At 65.1% G+C, this 22,203-nt stretch carries 17 protein-coding genes; 7 read left to right on the top strand and 10 right to left on the bottom strand.

All coding sequences use genetic code 11. The features are described from left to right. Positions 1–159 precede the first annotated feature (159 nt). The 4 genes from QW845_RS03175 to QW845_RS03160 all read right to left on the bottom strand — a co-directional run bounded on the left by QW845_RS03175 (position 160) and on the right by QW845_RS03160 (position 6,768). Positions 160–612 (bottom strand): hypothetical protein, encoded by a 453-nt coding sequence (locus QW845_RS03175; RefSeq protein ID WP_315800191.1) that lies wholly within the window; start codon positions 610–612, stop codon positions 160–162. A gap of 87 nt (positions 613–699) precedes the next feature. Further along, positions 700–1,746 carry a hypothetical protein gene (locus QW845_RS03170; protein ID WP_315800190.1) on the bottom strand — a complete coding sequence of 349 codons (1,047 nt, stop codon included), beginning with the start codon at positions 1,744–1,746 and terminating at the stop codon, positions 700–702. Positions 1,747–1,977: 231 nt separating this feature from the next. Next, positions 1,978–2,913: a hypothetical protein gene (locus QW845_RS03165; RefSeq protein ID WP_315800189.1), complete on the bottom strand. Its 936-nt coding sequence runs from the start codon at positions 2,911–2,913 to the stop codon at positions 1,978–1,980. Positions 2,914–3,003: 90 nt separating this feature from the next. Then, entirely contained in the window at positions 3,004–6,768 is a 3,765-nt protein-coding gene (locus QW845_RS03160; RefSeq protein WP_315800188.1) for a vitamin B12-dependent ribonucleotide reductase, read from the bottom strand. Between the two features lie 818 nt (positions 6,769–7,586). Here QW845_RS03160 and QW845_RS03155 point away from each other — a divergent pair. Continuing rightward, positions 7,587–8,480 (top strand): DMT family transporter, encoded by an 894-nt coding sequence (locus QW845_RS03155; protein ID WP_315800187.1) that lies wholly within the window; start codon positions 7,587–7,589, stop codon positions 8,478–8,480. On the opposite strand, the gene QW845_RS03150 is transcribed toward QW845_RS03155, so the two are convergent. From QW845_RS03150 to QW845_RS03140, 3 genes are all read right to left on the bottom strand, one after another. Further along, positions 8,443–10,728, bottom strand: coding sequence for a CHASE3 domain-containing protein (locus tag QW845_RS03150; RefSeq protein ID WP_315800186.1), 2,286 nt, complete (start codon positions 10,726–10,728; stop codon positions 8,443–8,445). The two genes, QW845_RS03155 and QW845_RS03150, sit on opposite strands and share 38 nt — an antisense overlap. 122 nt (positions 10,729–10,850) lie before the next feature. Further along, positions 10,851–13,169, bottom strand: coding sequence for a CHASE3 domain-containing protein (locus tag QW845_RS03145; RefSeq protein ID WP_315800185.1), 2,319 nt, complete (start codon positions 13,167–13,169; stop codon positions 10,851–10,853). Between the two features lie 456 nt (positions 13,170–13,625). Next, positions 13,626–14,267, bottom strand: a complete 642-nt coding sequence (locus QW845_RS03140; RefSeq protein ID WP_315800184.1) for a BA14K family protein — start codon at positions 14,265–14,267, stop codon at positions 13,626–13,628. Between the two features lie 163 nt (positions 14,268–14,430). Here QW845_RS03140 and QW845_RS03135 point away from each other — a divergent pair, with 163 nt between their 5' ends. Next, positions 14,431–14,841 (top strand): NADH:ubiquinone oxidoreductase subunit NDUFA12, encoded by a 411-nt coding sequence (locus QW845_RS03135; RefSeq protein ID WP_315800436.1) that lies wholly within the window; start codon positions 14,431–14,433, stop codon positions 14,839–14,841. Between the two features lie 87 nt (positions 14,842–14,928). On the opposite strand, the gene QW845_RS03130 is transcribed toward QW845_RS03135, so the two are convergent. Then, a complete protein-coding gene (locus QW845_RS03130; RefSeq protein ID WP_315800183.1) occupies positions 14,929–15,627 on the bottom strand; it encodes a DJ-1/PfpI family protein in 699 nt (232 codons plus the stop codon). 172 nt (positions 15,628–15,799) lie between these two features. On the opposite strand from QW845_RS03130, the gene QW845_RS03125 reads away from it, so the two are divergent. The 5 genes from QW845_RS03125 to QW845_RS03105 all read left to right on the top strand — a co-directional run bounded on the left by QW845_RS03125 (position 15,800) and on the right by QW845_RS03105 (position 20,019). Continuing rightward, the gene (locus tag QW845_RS03125) at positions 15,800–16,741 is read left to right on the top strand and encodes a GlxA family transcriptional regulator (protein ID WP_315800182.1); all 942 of its coding nucleotides are present in this window, start codon (positions 15,800–15,802) and stop codon (positions 16,739–16,741) included. A gap of 111 nt (positions 16,742–16,852) precedes the next feature. Further along, entirely contained in the window at positions 16,853–17,143 is a 291-nt protein-coding gene (locus tag QW845_RS03120) for a hypothetical protein (protein ID WP_315800181.1), read from the top strand. A gap of 144 nt (positions 17,144–17,287) precedes the next feature. After that, on the top strand, positions 17,288–18,046 hold the full coding sequence (locus tag QW845_RS03115) for an SDR family oxidoreductase (protein ID WP_315800180.1): 759 nt from the start codon (positions 17,288–17,290) through the stop codon (positions 18,044–18,046). Between the two features lie 22 nt (positions 18,047–18,068). Next, on the top strand, positions 18,069–19,319 hold the full coding sequence (locus tag QW845_RS03110; RefSeq protein WP_315800435.1) for an FAD-dependent oxidoreductase: 1,251 nt from the start codon (positions 18,069–18,071) through the stop codon (positions 19,317–19,319). 31 nt (positions 19,320–19,350) lie between these two features. Further along, complete coding sequence (locus tag QW845_RS03105) at positions 19,351–20,019, top strand: amino acid ABC transporter permease (RefSeq protein ID WP_315800179.1); 669 nt, start codon at positions 19,351–19,353, stop codon at positions 20,017–20,019. Between the two features lie 162 nt (positions 20,020–20,181). On the opposite strand, the gene QW845_RS03100 is transcribed toward QW845_RS03105, so the two are convergent. Together QW845_RS03100 and QW845_RS03095 are read right to left on the bottom strand one after the other, a co-directional pair. Further along, positions 20,182–21,063 carry a transporter substrate-binding domain-containing protein gene (locus QW845_RS03100; protein ID WP_315800178.1) on the bottom strand — a complete coding sequence of 294 codons (882 nt, stop codon included), beginning with the start codon at positions 21,061–21,063 and terminating at the stop codon, positions 20,182–20,184. A 123-nt stretch (positions 21,064–21,186) separates the two neighbouring features. Then, positions 21,187–22,200 (bottom strand): Na+-dependent transporter, encoded by a 1,014-nt coding sequence (locus QW845_RS03095; protein ID WP_315800177.1) that lies wholly within the window; start codon positions 22,198–22,200, stop codon positions 21,187–21,189. Positions 22,201–22,203: the final 3 nt, after the last annotated feature.

Below are 22,203 nucleotides of genomic sequence, written 5' to 3'. Positions count from 1 at the left end.
GGCGCCCCGGGATGGGCGGAGTCGCATAGTGGAACAAACGGCCTTCGGTCGAGGGCGCAGCCCGGATGAGGGCAGCGATATCCGGGGTCTCCCGCGCCACAGTGATGAACCCGGATGTCGCTATCGCTTACGCCACTACGCCGAGATGGTGGCGTGGGGCTATCCGTGTGGCAGTAAGTCTGTGACGTCAGACATGATCAGATCAGCTAAGTCGTCGTACTGGGAAATAAGCGCGACCGGTCGGACGGGTACCTGAGGGTAGCGAGCGTAATGGACGATATGAAGCTCCGAAATATGGGGAAGTTCGTCGAGGATTTGCTGACGGGGCTTTAATCCATAGGCCACCGCATAGGCATACAGCGCGTTCAGATCGTGATTGCCCGGCTCCGACCCCGAGGGCTTTTCCTTGCCAAGTTCTCCGTAGAATATTATGGCCGCCTTAAGGGCTAACTCGATGGCATGGAACAATAGAGTGTACTTCGGCCAGTTCGGGCGTCCATTGATGATGTCGACCATCGGGAGTGCCGCGCCGCGATATTGTCGTGCTCGGGCGAGCAATTCTTGCGATTGCATCGGCAATCTGGATTCCCCGAACGGCGTAGGCGTGATCATGGCAAGCAACCCACTATGTTTTCGCCAGCCGGTCGTGGGCCAAATAGGGCGCGTTAACCAATGACGCGCGGACCGTCGAACGGCGCACTATGCTCCGTCAATCTGCCCTGCGCTTTTCGACACAGATCCGGCAGGCCGGTCGCTATTGTTAAGGATACGCAACAGTTCAGTTACTCCTGCCGCGCCTCCAGCAATTGCTCTCGCCGCGGGCAAAGGACAAGGGGCAAATGGCCGACACTCATCCAGGATCTCTATGAGGGCGCGATCCGCTGAGATGACGAGGTCCGTATCAAGGAAATAAGTGAATAGTTGCGAGTCTGCTGGCGAGCCTGGCGTTACTTTGCGGAAGCGCTGGGCAAACGAATGTGCCCATCGCATCCACTGCCTTGGCACGTTACGGCTTTCGACGGAATAAAGCCAGAATTCCACCCAATCCGTGCTTCTGAGTAACCCGCGGTCCAACTCGATGAATGGGCCGAGCCAGTCACGATAGGGATCGCCGCGTATGCCAAGACTATAACTCAGGGCGGCCAATGCATCAACTCGCCAAGCCTCAATGTCGTCGCCCCGCCAACCGGGAACTGGGTGGCTGAACCTCACCAAGGTTTTGTCCATTGGCGGATTTGTTTTCCACCCAGCTTCAATCATTTCCTTGCGAGCAAACTGAGCTTGGCCCCGCGCGTTGTCCATCATCGGTCCTTCGAGCCGCTGAATAAATTGTGCTTCGCTCTGCGGAGACCGTGCGCACCTTACCCAAAATCCTCCGGTTTTTCGCGTCCAATCTTTCTCGAGGCGGCGGATAAGCGTCAGCTGTGGACTGGTACGAAGCCAATCTGGTCTGAGGCGCTCAACTTCGTGCAATATCTCGACACTTTCAGAATATGCCTCGGGCATAAGGCGCCGGAAGCGCAAGTCGGTCATCAGCTTTATCAGGGCAGATCGTAAAGCACTGTCACCTATTCTAAAGGCCTCATACAGAACTGCTGGTGCAATTTGAATTGCGTACCCGCCGGTGCGGGCCACTCGAAGAAGGGCTCCTTGACATTTGCTATCGATAACATATCGCCATACGTTGCTGTCGAGCAGCACACGTTGCTTACCAGCGAATTTGGCTGTCTCGGTGTCAGCCACCATTCCCGTCCGATCGCTCTACTTGATGGAGGCAACGCTATGCCGAACAGCCACATGATAGTAGAGCGACGCAAAATCAATTGTAAAGCAATCATCCGATGATTGATAGGTATCACCCTTCATTTCTGTGCAGGGCGGGCCATCTTTGGCGCGTTCCTGTAGATCACGTCAAGTGGCGGATTGCGCTACGCTAATCCGCTCTACGCTTGCTCGCTAGTCCGCCTGCCGCCCTTGCTACTTCAGAACATCGGTAGCTGGACGGGCGGTCAGTAGATCATTTGAGGGTTGCAGTTGATGCCAGCCTGTCCAGACGCCGCTCGGGGCTAAGCTTTTAACTTGCTCTGCGTAGGGTCCACCAGGGTCGATCATTGCGTTGTTCAACCAGCCCGCCAAGTTGTCTGCTAACAGATCACCAGAGAAATCGTCGCTGACTTTCGATCGGGTAATAGTGACTTGTACGGCGTTATTTTCAGGATCAATGAGGTTTCGTAAATTCGCCTCGCTTTTGTGGCGAAGATCATCATCTCCGCTAAGCTTATCGGACACGACAGTTAAACGTAACTCGTCAAAACCGCATGTTCCGCACGTGACTAGTTGGTGGTAGTAAAAGCGGTATTGATCGGCAATGAACCAAGCCATGAATAAGAGAACGAGTATCTGATTTTCAAGCCCTTCAATCTCGTGATAACCAGTGCGCCAGTGCACGAAGGAATGTTTGAGGCGTCTTCGGCCTCTATCGTCAAAGGACTCTTCGAATCCGATGCCGCGACCTTCTATGCCTCCGAGGTGGCGATTGTAAGATGCCATCAGCGCTTGCTTGGAGGATCTAAGAGTGCGTTCCTGAAATGAGCAGGCTGAGATCATAGGCGTTGATTTAGTTAAAACACCCGCAAATGCGCGGCAGAACCGCGCCTTGTATTGGGGGCCTGTGTTCCACTTTCTTAGCGTGTGAGACGGCAAGCCTGACGAAATCGATTCAATGATCGTGTTGTAGAAGGGGTCTTGTGGCAAGAGTTCTTCGTGAGACGTGCCACGTTTGATGTCTTCGATACGAGCGGGATCCGATTGAACAACTAGATTGGCGATCGTGTGCCAACGCTCATCAAGCCCGTCGACGAGCCAGTCTTCAGGGCTACCATCGCTAAAGATGTAAAGATGGGCGGCTGGCAACGACGCACTCTGGCGAAAATGTCTGCTACGACGGTAGGTGCCCGAGCCGCTGACGGCTCGGGCACAAGAATAAGACAATCCCTGCCGTTCCTACGAACACCCCGTCGTGCTGCCGCACGTATCGCACTTCATGCAGGTGCCGTTCCGCACCAGCGTGAAATTCCCGCACTCCGAGCACATCTCGCCTTCGTAGCCCTTGGCCTTGGCTTCGGCGCGGCGTTCGGCCTTGGAGGCGACTTGCGCGTTGGCGGTGCCGGCCTTGCTCCATTGCAGGGCCTCGAGCTTCTCGGTGGGCGAGAGGTCGTGCTGCGCTTCCTGCTTCAGGGCGACGGCGCCGTCGATGGCGTCGCCGGCGCGGGAGCCGGAGAGGGCGGTGACGCGGCCCGAGGGGCCGGCGTCATGCGGGGCGGAGACCGCCGCCGTGCTCGACGACGTGCCGCCGCGCATGACGACGAGGTTGTCGGTGCGCGAGCGGGTCAGGCCACGCGAGACGTATTTCGCCGCCTGCTGGCCGGGGCCGTCCTCCGCCATCTTGCCTTCGTCGACGCCGCGGCCGAGCGCATCGAAATTGCTCTCCGAGGGGTCGACATGGGCGAGGTCGAAGCGCGACATGTAGCTGACGGCGAGCTCGCGGAACACGTAGTCGAGGATCGACGTCGCGTATTTGATCGAGTCGTTGCCCTGCACAGGGCCGGCCGGCTCGAAGCGGGTGAAGGTGAAGGCGTCGACATACTCCTCCAGCGGCACGCCGTACTGGAGACCCAGCGACACCGCGATGGCGAAGTTGTTGATGAAGGAGCGCAGCGCCGCGCCCTCCTTGTGCATGTCGATGAAGATCTCGCCGAGGCGGCCGTCATCATACTCGCCGGTGCGCAAGTACACCTTGTGGCCGCCGACGACCGCCTTCTGGGTGTAGCCCTTGCGGCGATCCGGCATCTTCTCGCGCTCGCGCATCACCACGATGCGCTCGACCAGCTTCTCGACGATCTTCTCCGAGACCTGGGTGGCGCGCGCCGCCATCGGCTTCTCGTAGAAGGACTCGACCGCATCGTCCTCGTCCTCGTCGTCGGAGATGAGCTGCGAGTTGAGCGGCTGCGACAGCTTCGAGCCGTCGCGGTACAGCGCGTTGGCCTTCAGCGCGAGCTTCCAGGACAAGAGATACGCCGCCTTGCAGTCCTCGACCGTGGCGTCGTTCGGCATGTTGATGGTCTTCGAGATCGCGCCCGAGATGAACGGCTGCGCCGCCGCCATCATGCGGATGTGGCTCTCGACCGAGAGATAGCGCTTGCCGATCTTGCCGCAGGGATTGGCGCAATCGAACACCGAATAGTGCTCCGCCTTCAGATGCGGGGCACCCTCGACCGTCATCGCGCCGCAGATGTGGACGTTGGCAGCCTCGATCTCGCGCTTGGTGAAGCCGATCGCGGCGAGCAGCTCGAAGGCCGGCTGGACCAGCGCCTCGGCCGAGACGCCGAGCTGCTTCGTGATGAAGTCCTCGCCCAGGGTCCACTTGTTGAACACGAACTTGATGTCGAACGCGGTCGGCAAGGCCTTCTCGACCTTGGCGATGGCCTCGTCGGTGAAGCCCTTCGCTTTCAGGGTCGAGGCGTTGATGCCCGGCGCGTTGGACAGCGAGCCGTGACCGACGGCATAGGCCTCGATCTCGGCGATCTCGCTCTCGCGATAGCCGAGCGCGCGCAGTGCCTCAGGGACAGCGCGGTTGATGATCTTGAAGTAGCCGCCGCCGGCCAGCTTCTTGAACTTCACCAGCGCGAAATCCGGCTCGATGCCGGTGGTGTCGCAATCCATGACCAGGCCGATGGTGCCGGTGGGGGCGACCACGGTGACCTGGGCGTTGCGATAGCCGTTGGTCTCGCCGAGCGCGAGCGCGTCGTCCCAGGCCTGGATGGCGTGGCTGACGAGCGAGACCTGCGGGCAGTGGGCGTGGTCGAGCGGCACCGGGGCGACCGAGAGCGCCTCATAGCCGGTCGCTTCGCCGCGTGCGGCGCGGCGATGGTTGCGGATGACGCGCAGCATGTGCGCGGCGTTCTTCTTGTAGCCGGGGAAGGAGCCGAGCTCGCCGGCCATCTCCGCCGAGGTCTTGTAGGCGATGCCGGTCATGATCGCGCTGAGCGCGCCGCACAGCGCGCGGCCTTCCTTCGAGTCGTAGGACAGGCCCATGGTCATCAAGAGGCCGCCGATATTGGCATAGCCGAGGCCGAGCGTGCGGAACTCGTAGGACAGTTCGGCGATCGCCTTCGACGGGAACTGCGCCATCAGCACGGAGATCTCGAGCACGACCGTCCAGAGCCGGCAGAGATGCTCGTAGGCGCCGACGTCGAAGTGCTTGGTCTGGGTGTTGTAGAACGTCAGCAGGTTGGCGGAAGCCAGGTTGCACGCCGTGTCATCCAGGAACATGTATTCCGAGCACGGATTGGACGCGCGGATGTCGCCGGACGCCTTGCAGGTGTGCCAGTCGTTCATCGTGGTGTTGAAGTGCAGGCCGGGATCGGCCGAGGCCCAGGCGGCGTGGCCAATCTTTTCCCAGAGGTCGCGCGCCTTCAGCGTCTTGACGACCTTCTTGTTGGTGCGGCCGATCAGGCTCCAGTCACCGTCGGTCTCGACCGCGCGGAGGAAGTCGTCCTTCAGCGACACCGAGTTGTTGGAGTTCTGGCCGGACACGGTCAGATACGCCTCGGAATCCCAGTCCGTGTCGTAGATCGGGAAGTCGATGTCCTTGTAGCCCTGCTTGGCGAACTGGATCACCCGCTTGATGTAGTTGTCGGGCACCAGCGCGCGGCGCGCGAGCTTGATCTCGCGGCGCAGCGCCGGGTTCTTCTCGGGGTCGAAGCAGTCGTCGCCGGAGCCCTCGCAATTGACGCAGGCCTTCATCACGGCCTTCAGGTGCTTCTGGTTGATCTTGGAGCCGGTGACCAGGGCGGCGACCTTCTGCTCCTCCTTCACCTTCCAGTCGATATAGGCCTCGATGTCCGGATGGTCGGCGTCGACCACCACCATCTTGGCGGCGCGGCGGGTGGTGCCGCCCGACTTGATGGCGCCGGCGGCGCGGTCGCCGATCTTGAGGAAGCTCATCAGGCCGGACGAGCGGCCGCCGCCCGACAGCCGCTCCCCTTCGCCGCGCAGCCGCGAGAAGTTGGAGCCGGTGCCGGAGCCGTATTTGAACAGGCGCGCCTCGCGCACCCACAGGTCCATGATGCCGCCGTCATTGACGAGGTCGTCCTCGACGCCCTGGATGAAGCAGGCGTGCGGCTGCGGATGCTCGTAGGACGATTTCGACTTGGTCAGCTTGCCGGTCTTGTAGTCGACGTAATAATGGCCCTGGCCGGGGCCGTCGATGCCATAGGCCCAGTGCAGACCGGTGTTGAACCATTGCGGCGAGTTCGGTGCGACCATCTGCTTGGCGAGCATGAAGCGCAGCTCGTCGTAGAACGCCACCGCATCCTCCTCCGAGGAGAAGTAGTTGCCCTTCCAGCCCCAATAGGTCCAGCAGCCGGCGAGGCGGTCGAACACCTGCTTGGCGGAGCGCTCGCTGCCGTAGCGCTCGTTCTCGGGCAGAGCGGCCAGCGCGTCGGTGTCGGGCACCGCGCGCCACAGCCAGGACGGCACGGTCTCTTCCTCGACCTTCTTCAGCTTGGCGGCGACGCCGGCTTTGCGGAAATATTTCTGCGCCAGCACGTCGGAGGCGACCTGCGACCAGAACTCGGGCACTTCGACATTCTCGAGCCGGAACACCACGGAGCCATCCGGATTCTTGATCTCGGACGTGGTCAGGCGGAAGTCGATCCCCTGATAGGGCGACTGTCCTTCGGTGGTGTTGCGCCGTTCAATCCGCATCGCGAGCCCCAATAGTTCTTGCCGGACCGCGTCGTTGGCGGCCGGGATCATTGCATCCAAGGGCGGCGGCTGGAAGTCCCCGGACGCTGCCGGGAAACTCGTCTGCCGCCGCAGTTCAACCGGTTGCCCGGTCCGCATCTGTTCAGCCTCGAAGCCGAAGGCCTTGCGCCGTTGTCCGGCGTCTCGCCCCGTCTTCCTGCGCGGCGCGTGCAGCCCGTCCGCTGCCTGCGCCGCCTGTTCTCAACGCGTCACTTCCGCCGCTCTGCTCCGTCGTCCCTGCAGGGGAGACCCCACATCTAGTGGGTTCCCCGCCGGAGCGCGGCGGCGCAGCGATGGTACACAGGGCAGACGGCGACCCACGCCCGCAGCCGTACGGACGGCGGCGTGGTCGTCTTCGAACCCTCTCGAGGGAAGCGGCCGGCCAGACCCGAAACATGACTGTGCGCCGAACCGGGCCGGAAGCTAGGACGACTCCGCTTCCCCCGTCAAGGACTAGTGGGGGTTCCCTAACCAAACACTAAATATGGGGGAAAGTACGGGATAACCAGGGCGTGTGCCGGTATCGTGATGGCCGTAACTATCGGCGAGTCCTCGCGGATTCGAAACCGGAAAAATTTGTTCGGAGCGCTGTCCACAGGGCTTCGTCCCGCTGTTCACAGGGGCAGATTTATTCGCGTGCAAACGACGTGTTTTGCTTGCATCAGCGGGACTCACGGGCGCCTACGGAGCGTTCGCGGGGCAGGCATGCCCCACAATCCCTGGTGTGGCCGGGAAAACGCCGGCAAGGTCGTCCTCCCACGGACGGCGCCGGTGATTCCATGACAGACAAGCCAGTGGCCAGCGGGCGGATCACGCCCGCCGGGCTGATGTTCCTCGCCATCACCTCGCTCGGCTGGGGCTTCAACTGGCCGGTCACCAAGCACCTGGTGGGCGTGCTGCCGCCCTTGACCCTGCGCGGCACCACCGGGGTGGTCGGCGCGCTTCTCCTGGCTCTGCTGGCCGTCATCCGCAGCCAGAGTCTTTACGTGCCGCGCGAGGTCTGGCCGAGGCTGATCCTGGCCGGGATGCTCAACGTCACCGCCTGGATGGTGCTGATGGGGCTGGCGCTGCTGTGGCTGCCGGCGGGCGAGGCGGCGCTGATCGCCTACACCATGCCGGTGTGGGCCTCGCTGCTGGCCTGGCCGATCCTCGGCGAGCGGCCGACGCTCTTGCGCGTGCTGGCGCTGGTGCTGGCGTTCGCGGGGCTGGCCGCGATCATGGGCAGCAACGGGCTGAACGCGAGCCGCGACAAGCTGCCGGGCATCCTGATGGTGCTCGGCGGCGCGTTCGGCTTCGCGCTCGGCACGGTGATGGCCAAGAAGCTCCCGATCAGGCTGCCGCCTTTGTCGGCCGCGGCCTGGCAGATCGGCATCGGCTGCGTGCCGATCGTGATCGTGGGCTTCGCGGTCGAGCATTCCGACTGGACGAAGCTCGATCGGCTCGACTGGGCGCTGATGTTCTATTCCACCGTGATCCAGTTCTGCGTCGCCTATGTCGCCTGGTTCGCGGCGCTGTCACGGCTGCCGGCGTCCGTGGCGGCGATCGGCACGATGGCGGTGCCGGTGATCGGCGTCGTCGCCTCCGCGATCGCGCTGCGCGAGCCGCTCGGGGCAGGGCAGGTGGCCGCGCTGGCCTTCACGCTGGCCGCGGTGGCGATGGCGACCCGCGGCTAGCGCCAGCCGGCTTGCCGTCCAGCGCGCGTCGCACCATCTGCGCAAGCTCGGCGCGGCGATAGGGCTTGGTCAGCAGCAGCGCGTCCGGCACGAGCTGCTGGTTCTCGACCATCTCATCGCCGGTATAGCCGGAGGTGTAGAGCACGGGGAGCGCGGGGCGCGTCGTCATGATGGTTTCGGCGAGCTGCCGGCCGCTGATGCCGCCGGGCATGATGACGTCGGTGAACAAGAGGTCGAAGGGCTGGTTCTGCGCGGCGATCGCCAGCGCCTCCGAGGCCTGCGAGGCGACGAGGGTGGCGTAGCCGAGGCCTTGCAGCTGGGCGAGCACGAAGTCGCGCACCAGCGGATCGTCCTCGACCACCAGGATCGTCTCACGGCCATGCGGCAGTGCCTGCTCGTGCTCCGGCTCGGTCTGTTGCGCCGCCTGCGCCGCCGGCAGATAGAGCCGGATCGTCGTGCCGCGGTTCTGCTCGCTCTGAAGCCTGACGTGGCCGCCGGACTGCCTGACGAAGCCATAGACCATGCTGAGGCCGAGACCGGAGCCCTTGCCGGCGTCCTTGGTGGTGAAGAACGGCTCGAAGGCGCGATCCTTCACCTCGGCCGGCATGCCGCTGCCGGTGTCGCTGACCGCGACCATGACGTAGGAGCCCGGCACGACGCCGGGATTGGCCGCTGCATCGGCCGCGTCGAGCGTGGTCTTCGCCGTCTCCAGCAGCAGTCTGCCGCCGTCGGGCATCGCATCCCGCGCATTAATCGCCATGTTGACCAGCGCGTTCGCGAGCTGCGCGGAGTCGACATGGGCGATGAGATCCCCCTCGGCGAGAACGGTCCTGATCTCGACCTGCTCGCCGAGCGTCGGCCGCAGCAGCTTGGCGATGTCCTCCACCGTGGCGTTGACGTCGATGTCGCGTGGACGCAGCGGCTGCTTGCGGGCGAAGGCGAGCAGATGCCGGATCAGCTCGGTGCAGCGATCGGTGGCCCTGCCGATCAGGGCCGCGAACTCGGCCGCCGCCGGCCGGTCCTGCACCGCGTCGATCAGGACCTCGATCGACCCGGTGATGATCGTCAGCATGTTGTTGAAGTCGTGCGCGACGCCGCCGGTGAGCTTGCCGATGGCATCGAGCTTCTGCGCCTGCTGCAGCAGGCGCTCGGTCTCGTGCACGTCCGTGACGTCGTGATACACCAGCGCCGCGCCGCTGATCGCGCCTGCGGAGTTGCGCAGCGGCCGCCCGCTGACCATCAGGCGGAACTGCGGCCGGCCGTCGGTCGGCTTGACCACGACCTCGCGGCGGTCGAACGACCGCCCGCACAAGGCGCGCGCGATCGGGAGCTCCTCGTCGACAATGCGGGTGGCGGCGTCGCTCTCGTAGAACTGGTTGGCGGCCAGCATCTCGGCGAAGGTCTTGCCCACATTCGTTCCCAGGAAACGTCCCATCGCCTGGTTCGACAGCATGATGGTCCCTTCGGGATCGACGACGAGGACGCCCTCGGCCATGCTGTTGAAGGTGTTCGTGAGAATGGCGGAGAAGCGGCGCAGCTCGTCATAGGCGGCGGCGAGATCGCTGCGCTGCTGCACGGCCTGGGCTTCCAGCGAGGTCGCGGTCTCCCGTGACAGGGTGAGGGACGAGCGCAGCGCCCGGTCGGAAAGACGAGCGCGCCGGACGAGATAGGCCGACATCAGGAGCAGCAGGCCGACGCCGGCGAGGTCGACCGCCAGCAGCCAGGACCCGGTTCGTCGCGAGATCGTGGCGCGGTCCGCCAGCAGCCGGCGCTCGTCGTCGGTAAAGGCGTCGAGCGTCTGGTTGATCGTCGTCATCGCCGCCGGACCGGCCGCGCTCGCCGCCAGCGCCTGCAGGCCGTCGCGATCGTTCGCCGCGTGGCGACGGATCAGCTCGCCGGCAAGCTGGATGCGCCGCTGCACGATGCCATAAATTGCTCGCAGCCGCTCGCTCTGCGAGGAATTGTCCCGGACGAGCCCTCGCAGGTCGGCCCAGGCCGCAGGGATGAGTCCGCTTGTCTCCTGAAACTCTGCGATGAACCGGTCGGCTCCGGACAAGGCGAAGCCGCGCGAGGCCGCTTCTGACTGACGCAGCAGGACGCGGAGCTCGGAGGATTTCTCCAGCACCTCCATCGTGTGCTCGACGAGGGCGGTATCGTTGCGCGCCTTGATGTCCAGTGCCGTCGACGCGGCGCCGATCGCGAGCAGAGTTCCAAGGCCGAGCCCCAGCACCACGCGCCGGCGGATCATCGGTGGCCTCCAATGGCGCGGGATGCCGTCGTGTCCTGCCAACTGCATGGGAAGGTTTCCATCGGAATTTTTTGGCGCCGAGCTCCGGGACGATCGCAGTTCCGATCCGCGCGATGGTCGAGTCAGGAGAAGTGAGCGCGCGTCGGCACGTCCTCGGAAAAGGCATTCTCGGCCAACGCATCATCGGCCAGGGCGTCATCCGCGGGGCCCGCCAGCGCGAGCCGCACCATCTTGGCGAGCTCCGACTTGCGATAGGGCTTGGTGAGCAGGAGCGCCGCCTGGTCGAGGCGGCCGTGCTCGACCATCGCGTTGTCGGTATAGCCGGAGGTGTACAGCACCTTGGTGCCGGGCCGCTGCCGCAGCGCCTCCTCGGCGAGCTCCTTGCCGTTGACGCCGCCGGGCATGATGACGTCGGTGAAAAGGAGATCGAAGCTTTGGCCGGAGTCGATCTTGGCCAGCGCCTCGACCCCGGTCGATGCGGTGATGGTCTTGTAGCCGAGGCTCTGCAACTGTGAGACGACGAAATCCTGCACGAGTGGATCGTCCTCGACGATAAAGATCGTCTCCTCGCCGCGCGGCGGCGGCGGCTCGGGCGGAGCAGGGCTCGCAGCCTGTCCCTTGGGCACGGGGATGTAGAGCCGGATCGTCGTGCCCCGTCCTTCCTCGCTGTAGATCTTGATGTGGCCGCCGGATTGCTTGACGAAGCCGTAGACCATGCTGAGGCCGAGGCCGGAGCCCTTGCCGGCTTCCTTCGTCGTGAAGAACGGCTCGAAGGCGCGGTCGCGGACCTCCGGCAACATGCCAGTGCCCGTGTCGCTGACGGCGACCATGACATAGGGCCCGGGCGTCACGCCGGCGTTGGCTGAGGCATAGGCCTCATCGAGCACCACCCGGCGCGATTCCAGCAGCAGCTTGCCGCCATTGGGCATCGCGTCGCGGGCGTTGATCGCCATGTTGACCAGCGAGTTGGCGAGCTGCGCCGAATCGATGTGCGTGATCAGCGTCTCGTCTTCGAGGATCGAGTTGATCTCGATCTGCTCGCCGAGCGTCGGACGCAGCAGCTTTGCGATGTCGAGAATCGTGCTGTTGACGTCGCTGTCGCGCGGATGCAGCGGCTGCTTGCGGGCAAAGGCGAGCAGATGCCGGATCAGCTCGGTGCAGCGGTCTGCCGCCTGTCCGATCAGCGCTGCGGTCGCCGCAGCGGCGGGGCGGTCTTTCACCTCGTCGGCCAGCGTCTCGATGGTGCCGGTAATGATCGTCAGCATGTTGTTGAAGTCGTGTGCGACGCCGCCGGTGAGCTTGCCGATCGCATCCAGCTTCTGCGCCTGCTGCAGCAGCCGCTCGGTCTCGTGCGCCGTGGTGATGTCGTGATAGACCATCGCCGCGCCGGTAATGCCGCCCGCGGCGTCGCGCAGCGGGCGGCCGGAGATCATCAGTCGCAGCGTCTCGTCCCGGTCGGGCCGGTAGACGATCAGCTCGCGGCGGTCGAAGCTCTCGCCCCGCAAGGCTCGCGGCGTCGGCAGGTCGTGGGCTGCGACAGGCGTCACGCCGTCGCTTTCGTAGACGCGGAGGCGCGCGCGGACGTCGGCCAGATTCTTTTCCGGGCTGTAGCCAAGCAGATGTTCGACCGCGGGGTTCGAGAATACCACGGTGTCCGCGGCATCGATGACGAGCACGCCCTCTGCCATGCTGTTGAACGTGTTCTGCAGGATCTCGGCGGAATGGCGCAGCTTCTCATGGGCGGCGATCAGGTCGAGATGCTGCTGCTCGGCCTTTTCCGCCAGCGAGATGGCCTCGGCTTCGGACCGGACCAGCGACGCGCGCAGCGCACGATCGTGGAGATAGGTCCGCCGGATGAGGTAGAAGGCGATGATCAGCAGCAGCGCGAGGCCGCACAGGTCGATCGTGAGCAACAGCGATCCGGTGGCCTTCGACGTCATCGAACGCTGCGTCAGCAGCTCGCGCTGATCGGCAACGAAACGGTCGAGATGGGCCGTGATCTCGCTCATGGTCGCCGGGCCTTCGGCGCGGCTTCTGAGCGCTTCGAGCCCCGCACGATCGGAGGCGGCGCGCAACCGGATCAGCTCCGCGGCGAGCTCGACCCTGCGGGCAACCAGGGCTTCGGTCTCGGTCAGAAGCTTCAGCGGTTCGGGATTGTCGGCCACGGCGCGCCGCAACTCGGCCATGGCGACCGGAATTTTCGTGCTGACATCGGCAAACTCCGTCCTGAACTGATCTTCACCGACGAGTGCGTAGCCGCGAGAGGCCGCTTCCGCTTCGCGTAGCAGCAGGCGCAGATCGGAGGTTTTCTGCAGGATGTCGAGCGATGAATTCACCCAGGCCGCGTCGTGGCGCGACTTGATGTCGAGCGCCGTGGACGCGGCGCCGATCGCCAGCAGCGTTCCAAGACCGAGCCCCAATGCGAGGCGCTGATAGGTCATCTGCGTTTCTCAATCATCGACATGTCCGCCAGCTGGGCCGGGGATCATCGCGGCCAGCCACATGCATCCGAGTTTCGATGCAGCTGCTTCCAAGCAGTGAAGATATGTCGGCAAGGCGCGCCTCCTTGTTCCAAGTTCTTGGCGCGCTCGCGGGCGGCAGGCCCAAGCCGCTCACCCGCGGCGTTTGCACTGCGCGAGTCCCGCGAAAATCCATGTGTCCATCAACTGCTATCAACCAAGCCTGCGAAGCGGCCAAACGGGCAGAATCACGAGCTGAAACGATATTGGACCGGAACGGGGCGATCATCTGCACGTCGCGGGGCACATTTTGAAATATGGGCGAAAATCAGCCTGCAACGTGGCGCATTAGACACAAAACAAACAATAATACGGCACGAAAAAGGCGGCGAGGATAGCCTCGCCGCCTTCTGTTGTCGTAGCTACGATGTCAGACTCTTACGGGCATGGGTGGCGAATGCCATCATAGCCAAGATAAGTTCCCGAAGCCGGATCATACGAGCGGTACCTGCGTGCGCAGTAGCTCGGGTCGACGCCTTCGGTTCCAACGACGGCGACAGGCGCGGAGTCGTCATAGTACGAGTAGTCGGAGTAATAGTCGGGTCCGTAATAATACGGATCATTGTAGTAGGCATAGCTGCTGCCCAACCCGATTCCGACGCCAACGCCGACGCCCGGCCAGAAGCCGCCGCCGCGGTGATGCCAGCCGCCACGGTGGCCGCCATGCCAGCCGCCGCCACTCCAATTGCCGCCGCTCCAATTGCCGCGGGCGCCACCCGTGTTGACGGCGACGTTGGCGCCGGCCGCCGGACCGCGACCCGCCAGCGCTGCACCGCCAACGGCTGCGCGTCCCGCGAAGCTGCCGCCGCTCATGCCGCCGCCACCCGGACCGGCCGCAAAGCCGCCGCGTCCGCCGCCGCCGATCGCACCGCCACCGCCCCCGCCGATGGCGGCACCACCGCCGCCGCCCGGACCACGACCGCCGCCGCCCGGACCCTGGGCAAAGCTCGTCGTCGCTGCCGCCAGCGGCAGAATCAGCGCCACTGCCGCCGCCGTGCTCCACGTCTTCAGTCTGGTCATCGTTATCGCTCCATCAGGGGGAAAATGACCTAACCGCAGGCCGCGGATGTCGTTCCCCGCCGTGAACCGATACATCGTCGCGGGCGGAGGCGGTGCAACACTGGACAAGATGCGGGCGGGGTGGCATCAGAACCGGGACCTTCACAGAACCGGCCCCAAGCCCATGAAACAGTTCTTTCTCAAGCTCTTCACGTGGTGGAACGGCCAGACTTTCGGCACCCAATTGTGGACCTGGCGCTTCGGCGAGCTCGTGGGGCAGGATGCACAGGGCAACCGCTATTATCGGACCGCCGGCGGCAAGATCGATCCGGTGCTGCATTTCGAGCGGCGCTGGGTGATCTATAACGGCCTGGCCGAAGCGAGCCGTATTCCGCCCGAATGGCACGGCTGGATGCATCACATGGTCGACGTGCCGCCGACTCAGGACGGCTACAAGCCGCGCGAGTGGGAAAAGCCGCATCAGCCGAACCTGACGGGGACCGCGCTGGCGTATCGCCCGGCCGGCTCGACCTTGGGCAGCGGTCGCAGGCCAAAGGCCACCGGTGATTATCAGCCCTGGACTCCTGGCGGCTGATTCGATTTCGCGCGAGATGACCCGATCGGAAGAGGCCGCCCGAACTCCGGGCGGCCGCTTTGCTTTCGGGAGCTTGGCAAGCCTGCGCTACGACGGGTTGGTCCGGAGGGCGGCCGCCGCATGCTCCGCCGCCTCGATTCGCCGCTTCCGGAACGGCGCGATCCGCTCCAGCATGCGTGACACCACCTCCGGCGGCGCCGTGTCAGGGGAACCAGCGGTGAAAGGGGGCGCCGGATTGTATTCGAGCCTGAGCTGGATGGCCTCCGCCGTCTGACGATCGACCAACTGCGCCACCAGGGTCAGCGCGAAGTCGATGCCGGCCGTGACACCGCCGCCGGTGATCCGGTTACGGTCGATGCAGACGCGCTCTGTGCTGACGGTGGCGCCGAACAGCGGCAGGCACTCGCGCGCGCTCCAATGGGTCGCCGCGCGATAGCCGTTCAGCAGGCCGGCGGCGCCGAGCGCCAGCGAGCCCGTGCACACCGACGTGACGTATCTAGCCCCTTCGGCCTGGCGGCGGATGAAGCCGATGACCTCGGCGTCGTCGAGGAGGGCGTCGACGCCGAAGCCGCCGGGAATGCAGATCACGTCCGCCTGCGGACAGTCGGTAAAGGTCGTCGTCGGCAGGAGTGTGAGAACTGAGTCGGTCGGGATCGGCTCGATCTTCTTCCAGACCAGGTGCAGCGTCGCACCGGGCACGCTCGAGAACACCTGTACCGGTCCGGTGAGATCGAGCTGGGTCACCTGGGGAAACAGAACGAGAGCGATCGAAATCGGTTGGTGCATGGCGGTGCTCGCAGGTCTGGTGCTTGACGGCGGTCATTCTGCATGGTCCGTTGGATGGCTCATATGCCAAAGTTCCCTCGTTTCCGGACAGATTTGAGATTCCATACTTGAGGTCTCAAACTTAGGATCACGGACTTGGGATCACCGACTTGGGATCACGGAGCCATCCACCATGATCGGCGTGCTCATCTATCCCGATTTTCAGTTGCTCGACGCTGCCGGGCCGATCTCGGTGTTCGAGATCGCTTCGCGCTATGCGCGCGCCGTGCCATCGATCAGGGTCATCGCCGCCACGCCCGGACCCGTGCGGTCGTCATCGGGGGCTGAGATGCTGGCGCGCAAATTCGGTCCGGTGTCGGCGCTGACCACGCTGCTGATCGCCGGCGGCGAGGGTGTGGAAGCCGCGAGCCGCAACACATGCACGCTGAACTTCGTTCGCAAGGTCGCGCAGCGCGGCACCCGGCTTGCCAGCATCTGTTCCGGCGCCTTCGTGCTGGCCGAAGCGGGCCTGCTGGACGGGCGGCGCGCGACCACACATTGGCAGCGCACGCGGCAGTTCCTGCGCGCCTACCCCCATGTGAAGCTCGAGCCTGACAGCATCTATGTCCGCGACGGCAACGTCTGGAGCTCGGCTGGGATCACTGCCGGCATCGATCTCGCACTCGCCATGGTCGCCGACGATCACGGCGAGGAGATCGCGCAGAAGACCGCACGTCAGCTCGTGCTGTACCATCGCCGCAGCGGCGGGCAGTCGCAGTTCTCCTCGCTGCTGGAGCTGAAGGCGCCGAGCGGCCGCTTCGCCGAACTCCTGACCTGGGCGCGCGAGCATCTCGATGCGCCGCTGACGGTCGACGACCTTGCCGAGCGTGCCGGCATGAGCACGCGGCATTTCACCCGCGCCTTCGTGGCCGAGACCGGCACGACGCCGTCGAAGGCGATCGAGCGTCTCAGGCTGGAGGTGGCGCGCGATCGGGTGCAGGCTTCGCATCAGCCGATCGAGTTGGTGGCCGAGGCGACCGGCTTTCGCGATCCTGAGCGGATGCGTCGCGCCTTCATTCGCGCCTTCGGCCAGCCGCCGCAGGCCCTGCGGCGCGCGGCACGCCTCACCGGCTGATCTGCATCAGTGGATGAGCGGTCGTGGGCGACGATCGTCGATGGCAATTGAAACAATTTAAAGTTGTGTCTCGCGCGTAGAGTGCGCATACTGAATGTATTGCCATTGTTCATGGAGGATACGATGCGCGTATTTTTGTCCCTGATTTTGTTTGCTGCTGCCGCGGTCGGCGGTGTCGACAGCGCCTTTGCGGCAAAAGCCGAAGTCACCGGAATGTGCGTCTGCAAGAAAGGCGCCAGCACGATCGAGACCTATAGCGAGACGATCTGCGTGAAGAACGATCATGCGGGCTGCACATCCGCGAAGGTCGCCTGCGTGAATGCCTATGCCGCCACCTGCAGCGGCAAGGGCGGCACGATTTCCCAGTCGACCAACAAGTGCAGTGTCGGCGCCAAATGCTGAACAGCTGATCAGCTAGACGTTTCCGAACGTCTGTGACACGCAGACCCGCGCGGCGGACATCGGTGCATGTCCGTCCGCGTGTTGGCATCGGCAGGTGTGAGACCTATAGTCCGCCCCGCGAAACCGAGGGGTAGACTAGGCACGATGCGTGTCACCATCATCACCGGCAGCGGAGCCGGCATCGGCGCGGCCGTGGCGCGCCGCCTCTCCGCGCCGGGACAGGCCGTGATGCTGCACGGGCAGGGGGCCAACGAAGCGGGTCTGGCGCGTCTGCGGGACGTCGCCGCGGCGTGCCGAGAGGCCGGTGCCGAAGTCGAATTTCACTGCGGCGACTTGGCCAGACAGGGCGTTGCCACCGAGCTGGCGGCTGCGGCCCGAACGCGGTTCGGCCGGATCGACGCGGTGGTGCATGCCGCCGGCTTTGCCGACCGCCGCAGCTTTCGCGATCTGCCGCGCGACGGGCTCGACCGCTCGCTCGCCGTGATGCCGGCGGCTTTTCATGAGCTCGCCAGCGCCGCACTCCCCGACCTCATGCGTAGCGCGGACGCGCGCGTCGTCGCGATCTCCAGCTTCGTCGCGCATCGCTTCGTGCCGGGCGGCACCTTTCCCGCCTCGGCCGCCGCCAAGGCGGCGCTGGAGGCGCTGGTGAAATGTCTCGCCATCGAGCTGGCTGCGTGCGGCGGCACGGCGAATGTCGTCGTGCCCGGCTACACCCGCAAGGATGCGGGGCGGCTCGGCTCGCTCGACCCGGCCGCGTGGCAGACGGCGGCGGCGGCCAATCCGCAACAGCGCCTCGCTGAGCCCGATGACATCGCCGCGGCCGTGACCTTCCTGCTGGCGAAAGACGCCGGCCACGTCACCGGCGCGGTGCTGCCGGTCGATGGCGGCCTGACCCTGATGTAAGCAGCAGATGGATCGAGTGACGATGGAGAGCGTGCAGCAGACAGCCGACGTGGTCGTGCTGGGAGCGGGGATCGTCGGCGTCTCCTCCGCCTACGCCATTCGGGAGCGCGGGCTTTCGGTGATGCTGGTCGACCGCAAGGCGCCGGGCGAGGAGACATCGTACGGCAATGCCGGCATTCTGTCCTCCGGCTCGATCCTGCCGCTCAACAGACCCTCGCTGTTCTCAGCGCTGCCGTCCTATTTCGGCAACCGGAGTGCAGCCCTGCGCTGGGATCCGGCATGGACTCTACGTAACGTCGAATGGGTGCTGCGCTTCCTCGCCAATGCCGTGGAGTCCCGCGTCAGGCCGCGTGCCACCGCCCTGCACGGCCTGATTGGCGCGTCGCTGAAGCTGCATCGCGACTGGATCGTCAGGTCGGGCGAGCCGCAGCGCATCCGCGAGACCGGCTGGCTCAAGGCCTGGCGCAGCGACGCCGTCGGAGCGGCCAAGGCGGAGCAGGCTTTCCTGGCCGAATACGGCATCGAGAGCGAGCTGCTCGACCGCCAGGGCATTTCGGCGCTCGAGCCGAACATGCTGCCGGTCTACAAGGTCGGCCTGCTGCACAGCCAGACGGCGTCGGTCGACTCGCCCGGCAACGTGACAAAGGCCTATGCGCGGATGTTCGAGGGCGCGGGCGGCGTGCTGCGGCAGTCCGAGATCAGGGCCCTGCTGTCGGACGGCGACGGCTGGCGCGTCGTGCTCGGCGACGGCGAGATCCGCGCCCGCCATGTCGTGGTCGCGCTCGGACCGTGGTCGCCCGACATTCTCAGGTCGCTGGGCTACCGGGTGCCGATGGCGTTCGAGCGCGGCTACCACCAGGAGTTCACGCCCAATCCGGCGCGCATGCTGCATCGTCCGATCCACGACGCCGAGGGCAGCTTCCTGATGACGCCGATGGAGAACGGCGTGCGGGTCACGAGCGGCGTCGAGCTGACCGATCGCGATGCACGCTCGAATTTCGCCCAGCTCGAGCAGGTGGTGCCGCTGGCGCGCGGCGTGGTCGAGTTCGGCGAGGCCGTGGCGCAGCCCTGGCGCGGGTCGCGGCCGACCTTGCCGGATTCGCTGCCGATGATCGGGCCGGCGCCGCGGCATTCCGGCCTGTGGCTTGCATTCGGCAACCAGCATATCGGCTTCACCACGGGGCCGGCCACGGGCGCGGCGATCGCCGCGATGATCGCGGGCGAGGCGCCGCCGTTCGACGCCTCCGCCTTTGCTCCGAGCCGGTATCTGTGAGGGGCCGCGACCGCGTCACGCCGGAGCTGCGATGAACTACACCTGGGATTTCGCCATCCTCGCCAAGTACAGCCATCTGTTCTGGGTGGGGCTCGGCTGGACCATGGCCTACACGCTCGGCACCATCCTGCTCGGCTCGGTGATCGGGCTCGTCGTCGGCATCGTCAGGCTGCGCCGCCCGGTCGTGATCGACTGGCTGCTGATCGGCTATATCGAGCTGTTCCGCTGCACCCCGCTGCTGGTGCAGATCATCTGGTTCTACTACGCGTTCCCGGTCGTGATCGGCGTCAACATTCCGGCGCATGTCGCCGCGGTCACCGTGCTGTCGCTCTATGCCGGGGCGTTCTATGCCGAGATCGTGCGCGGCAGCATCGAGAGCGTGCCGCGCGGGCAGTGGGATGCGGCGCGCGCGCTCGGTCTGCGTCCGTGGCGGATGATGCGGCTCGTGATCCTGCCGCAGGCCTTGAAGCCGATGCTGGCGCCCTACGTCAACCAGTCGGTGACGCAGTTGAAGAACACCTCGCTGGTGTCGGTGATCGCGGTGCCGGATCTCGTCTACAACGCGACCTTGATCAACGCCGACACCTACCGGCCGCTCGAGGTCTACACCATCATCGCGCTGATCTACTTCGCGATCCTGTTTCCGGCCACCCTGCTGGGCCGCCGGTTCGAGCGCGGTATGAGCTACGACAAGGCGTGAGAGGCTCGGCGTAGCAACATCCTCTCCGTCATTGCGAGCGCAGCGACTTGTCCGCCATAGCCTGAAGGGCGACGGAGGAAGCAATCCAGGGCGGCACGCGTAGGCCTGGATTGCTTCGTCGCTGCGCTCCTCGCAATGACGGCGGAGAGAGCGCAGCTTCGCTTAGATATTCACCTCGACCGGCACGTCCTCGGCCTTGACGCCGGCCAGCCCGAGGCCCTTGACGAACCATTCGCGCATCTGGCCGATGCCGCGATTGTAGTCGATCCACACCGCGAGGAAGTCGCGCCAGCGCTTGTCGGCCTCGCGGCGCACGCCCATGCTGGAGGGGATCGCGACCGACGGCGACTGCAGGATCTTGTAGGTGCCGAGGTTGGGGTTCTTGGCGATCGCGGTGAGGCCGAGGATCAGTGCGTTGACGACGACGTCGACGCGGCCCGATGCCATCTCCAGCATCACCTCGTCGCGCGACTTCAGCGACTTGATCGTCGCGTTCGGCGCAAAGCGCCGCGCCACCGCCTCATTGGCCGAGCCGACGTCGACGGCGATCTTGACCTCGGGCTTGTTGATGTCGGCCCAGGTCTTCGCTTCCAGGCCCTTTTTCAGCATCGCGCCGAACGGATGCGGAAACACCGTGCCGCAGAAGTCGATGACCAGCGCGCGCTGCGGCGTCGGGTTGAGCGCGAAGCCGAGATCGATCTTGCCGGCCTGCAAATCGAGCACCGAATTGCCGTAGGTCGACTCGACATATTCGAGCTTCACGTCGAGCAGCTTGGCGATGTCGTTGGCCATCTCGATCGAGAAGCCCGACCACGTGCCGGAGGCGAGATCCTTGTTGAAATAGGGCAGCTCGCCCGGCAGCACGGCGATGCGCAGCACCTTGTTGGCGCGGACGCGGTCGAGCGTGTTGTCGGCGGCCGCCTGCGCCGAAGCCGGCGTCGTCGTCATGGCGGACGCGAGCGCGGCACCGGAGCCGATCGCGAGCGCGTAGCGCAGCGCCTCGCGGCGGTCTTCGGAAATTGTCTGATCGTCTGATGGGGTCACATCATCCTCCTGCACCAACAGGCGCGGAGCGTAGCGCCGGCCATGCACGCCAGCAACAACGATGTCGGCCTTGATAGTAAGCGGCTGGCCGTCGTCATGCCGGCTCGGCCAAACGCCGCTGCCTCATTCCGATGCAGGACTGATCAAGCCGTGATCGGTCCCGCCAGATGGAAGCGGCCTCGGGCGCAGGCGCTCGGCGACCGGCCGCAACAATTGTGGGGCCAGGTGAATCGGGAACTGGCTCATCGCGAAATACAGCCAGGTCGTGCCGGGGATCGCGCCCTCGGTCGCCGCGAGCATCAGCCCCATGTTGCGCAGCGACACCATCATGCCGAGCGCCATCGCGCGTTCGCGTCCCGCGCGGCGAAACAACAGCATCGTGGTACCAAGCAGCAGGAAGAACACCGCGAAGGCGAGCAGCGCCAGTCCCAGCATGCGGAACGGGCTCGCCGCCAGGTCGGCAAGAAAATGCGCCATGATGGCGGAGGCGAACACGAACAGGATGAGGACGTTGAAGCCGTCGATCGGCGCGCGGTGGCGGCGGATCGCAGCGATACCGAAGGCAAGGCGGATCGCGGTGGCCGCAGCCAGTGCGCCCGCAAGGATGGCGGCGAGCTTCAGCCCGAGTGCCGCCGGCGACAATGACAGCGTCTCGCCCAGGAACACATAGGCGAACAGCGGCGCCGTCAGCGGCACCAGCGCGGTCGACGTCACAAGCGTGATCAGAACGAGCGTCGCATCCAGCCCCATCAGCGCGGCGAGCGCGGGCGAGGCCATCATCGGCGAGGCCGTCGCCTGCAGCATCAGCGCGAGATGGAGGTCGGGCGCGGCGGCATCGACGCCCGTGGCGCGCGCGATCGTGCCGACCAGTGCCGGCACGGCGACCGTGGTCCAGGCCGTCGCGGCCACCACCAGCAGAGGCCGGCGCAGATGCGCGCGCAGCATCGCGACGTCGACGCGCATGAACGAGATGCAGAGCAGCAGGAAGATCGCATGCGTGACGTAGGGGCGCGTGAGCTCGCCGAGCGGCGGCACTGCGATTGCCGCGATCAGCACCGCCACGATGGCGCGGGTGCCCTGATCGCCGAGCCAGCTCAGGGCCTGCACGGGAAGAGCGAGAGGCCTGAAGGACGGCATCTT

Source organism: Bradyrhizobium sp. SZCCHNS3002 (assembly GCF_032377435.1).
In the GTDB taxonomy this organism is placed as follows: domain Bacteria; phylum Pseudomonadota; class Alphaproteobacteria; order Rhizobiales; family Xanthobacteraceae; genus Bradyrhizobium.
Note: the sequence above shows the minus strand (reverse complement) of the source record. Positions and strands in the feature narration are given on the sequence as shown.

Excerpts from the sequence above, each read along its gene's own strand:
- QW845_RS03175 (WP_315800191.1), bottom strand. The coding sequence starts at position 612 with ATGATCACGCCTACGCCGTTCGGGGAATCCAGATTGCCGATGCAATCG.
- QW845_RS03170 (WP_315800190.1), bottom strand. The coding sequence starts at position 1,746 with ATGGTGGCTGACACCGAGACAGCCAAATTCGCTGGTAAGCAACGTGTG.
- QW845_RS03160 (WP_315800188.1), bottom strand. The coding sequence starts at position 6,768 with ATGCGGATTGAACGGCGCAACACCACCGAAGGACAGTCGCCCTATCAG.
- QW845_RS03155 (WP_315800187.1), top strand. The coding sequence starts at position 7,587 with ATGACAGACAAGCCAGTGGCCAGCGGGCGGATCACGCCCGCCGGGCTG.
- QW845_RS03150 (WP_315800186.1), bottom strand. The coding sequence starts at position 10,728 with ATGATCCGCCGGCGCGTGGTGCTGGGGCTCGGCCTTGGAACTCTGCTC.
- QW845_RS03145 (WP_315800185.1), bottom strand. The coding sequence starts at position 13,169 with ATGACCTATCAGCGCCTCGCATTGGGGCTCGGTCTTGGAACGCTGCTG.
- QW845_RS03140 (WP_315800184.1), bottom strand. The coding sequence starts at position 14,267 with ATGACCAGACTGAAGACGTGGAGCACGGCGGCGGCAGTGGCGCTGATT.
- QW845_RS03135 (WP_315800436.1), top strand. The coding sequence starts at position 14,431 with ATGAAACAGTTCTTTCTCAAGCTCTTCACGTGGTGGAACGGCCAGACT.
- QW845_RS03130 (WP_315800183.1), bottom strand. The coding sequence starts at position 15,627 with ATGCACCAACCGATTTCGATCGCTCTCGTTCTGTTTCCCCAGGTGACC.
- QW845_RS03125 (WP_315800182.1), top strand. The coding sequence starts at position 15,800 with ATGATCGGCGTGCTCATCTATCCCGATTTTCAGTTGCTCGACGCTGCC.
- QW845_RS03120 (WP_315800181.1), top strand. The coding sequence starts at position 16,853 with ATGGAGGATACGATGCGCGTATTTTTGTCCCTGATTTTGTTTGCTGCT.
- QW845_RS03115 (WP_315800180.1), top strand. The coding sequence starts at position 17,288 with ATGCGTGTCACCATCATCACCGGCAGCGGAGCCGGCATCGGCGCGGCC.
- QW845_RS03110 (WP_315800435.1), top strand. The coding sequence starts at position 18,069 with ATGGAGAGCGTGCAGCAGACAGCCGACGTGGTCGTGCTGGGAGCGGGG.
- QW845_RS03105 (WP_315800179.1), top strand. The coding sequence starts at position 19,351 with ATGAACTACACCTGGGATTTCGCCATCCTCGCCAAGTACAGCCATCTG.
- QW845_RS03095 (WP_315800177.1), bottom strand. The coding sequence starts at position 22,200 with ATGCCGTCCTTCAGGCCTCTCGCTCTTCCCGTGCAGGCCCTGAGCTGG.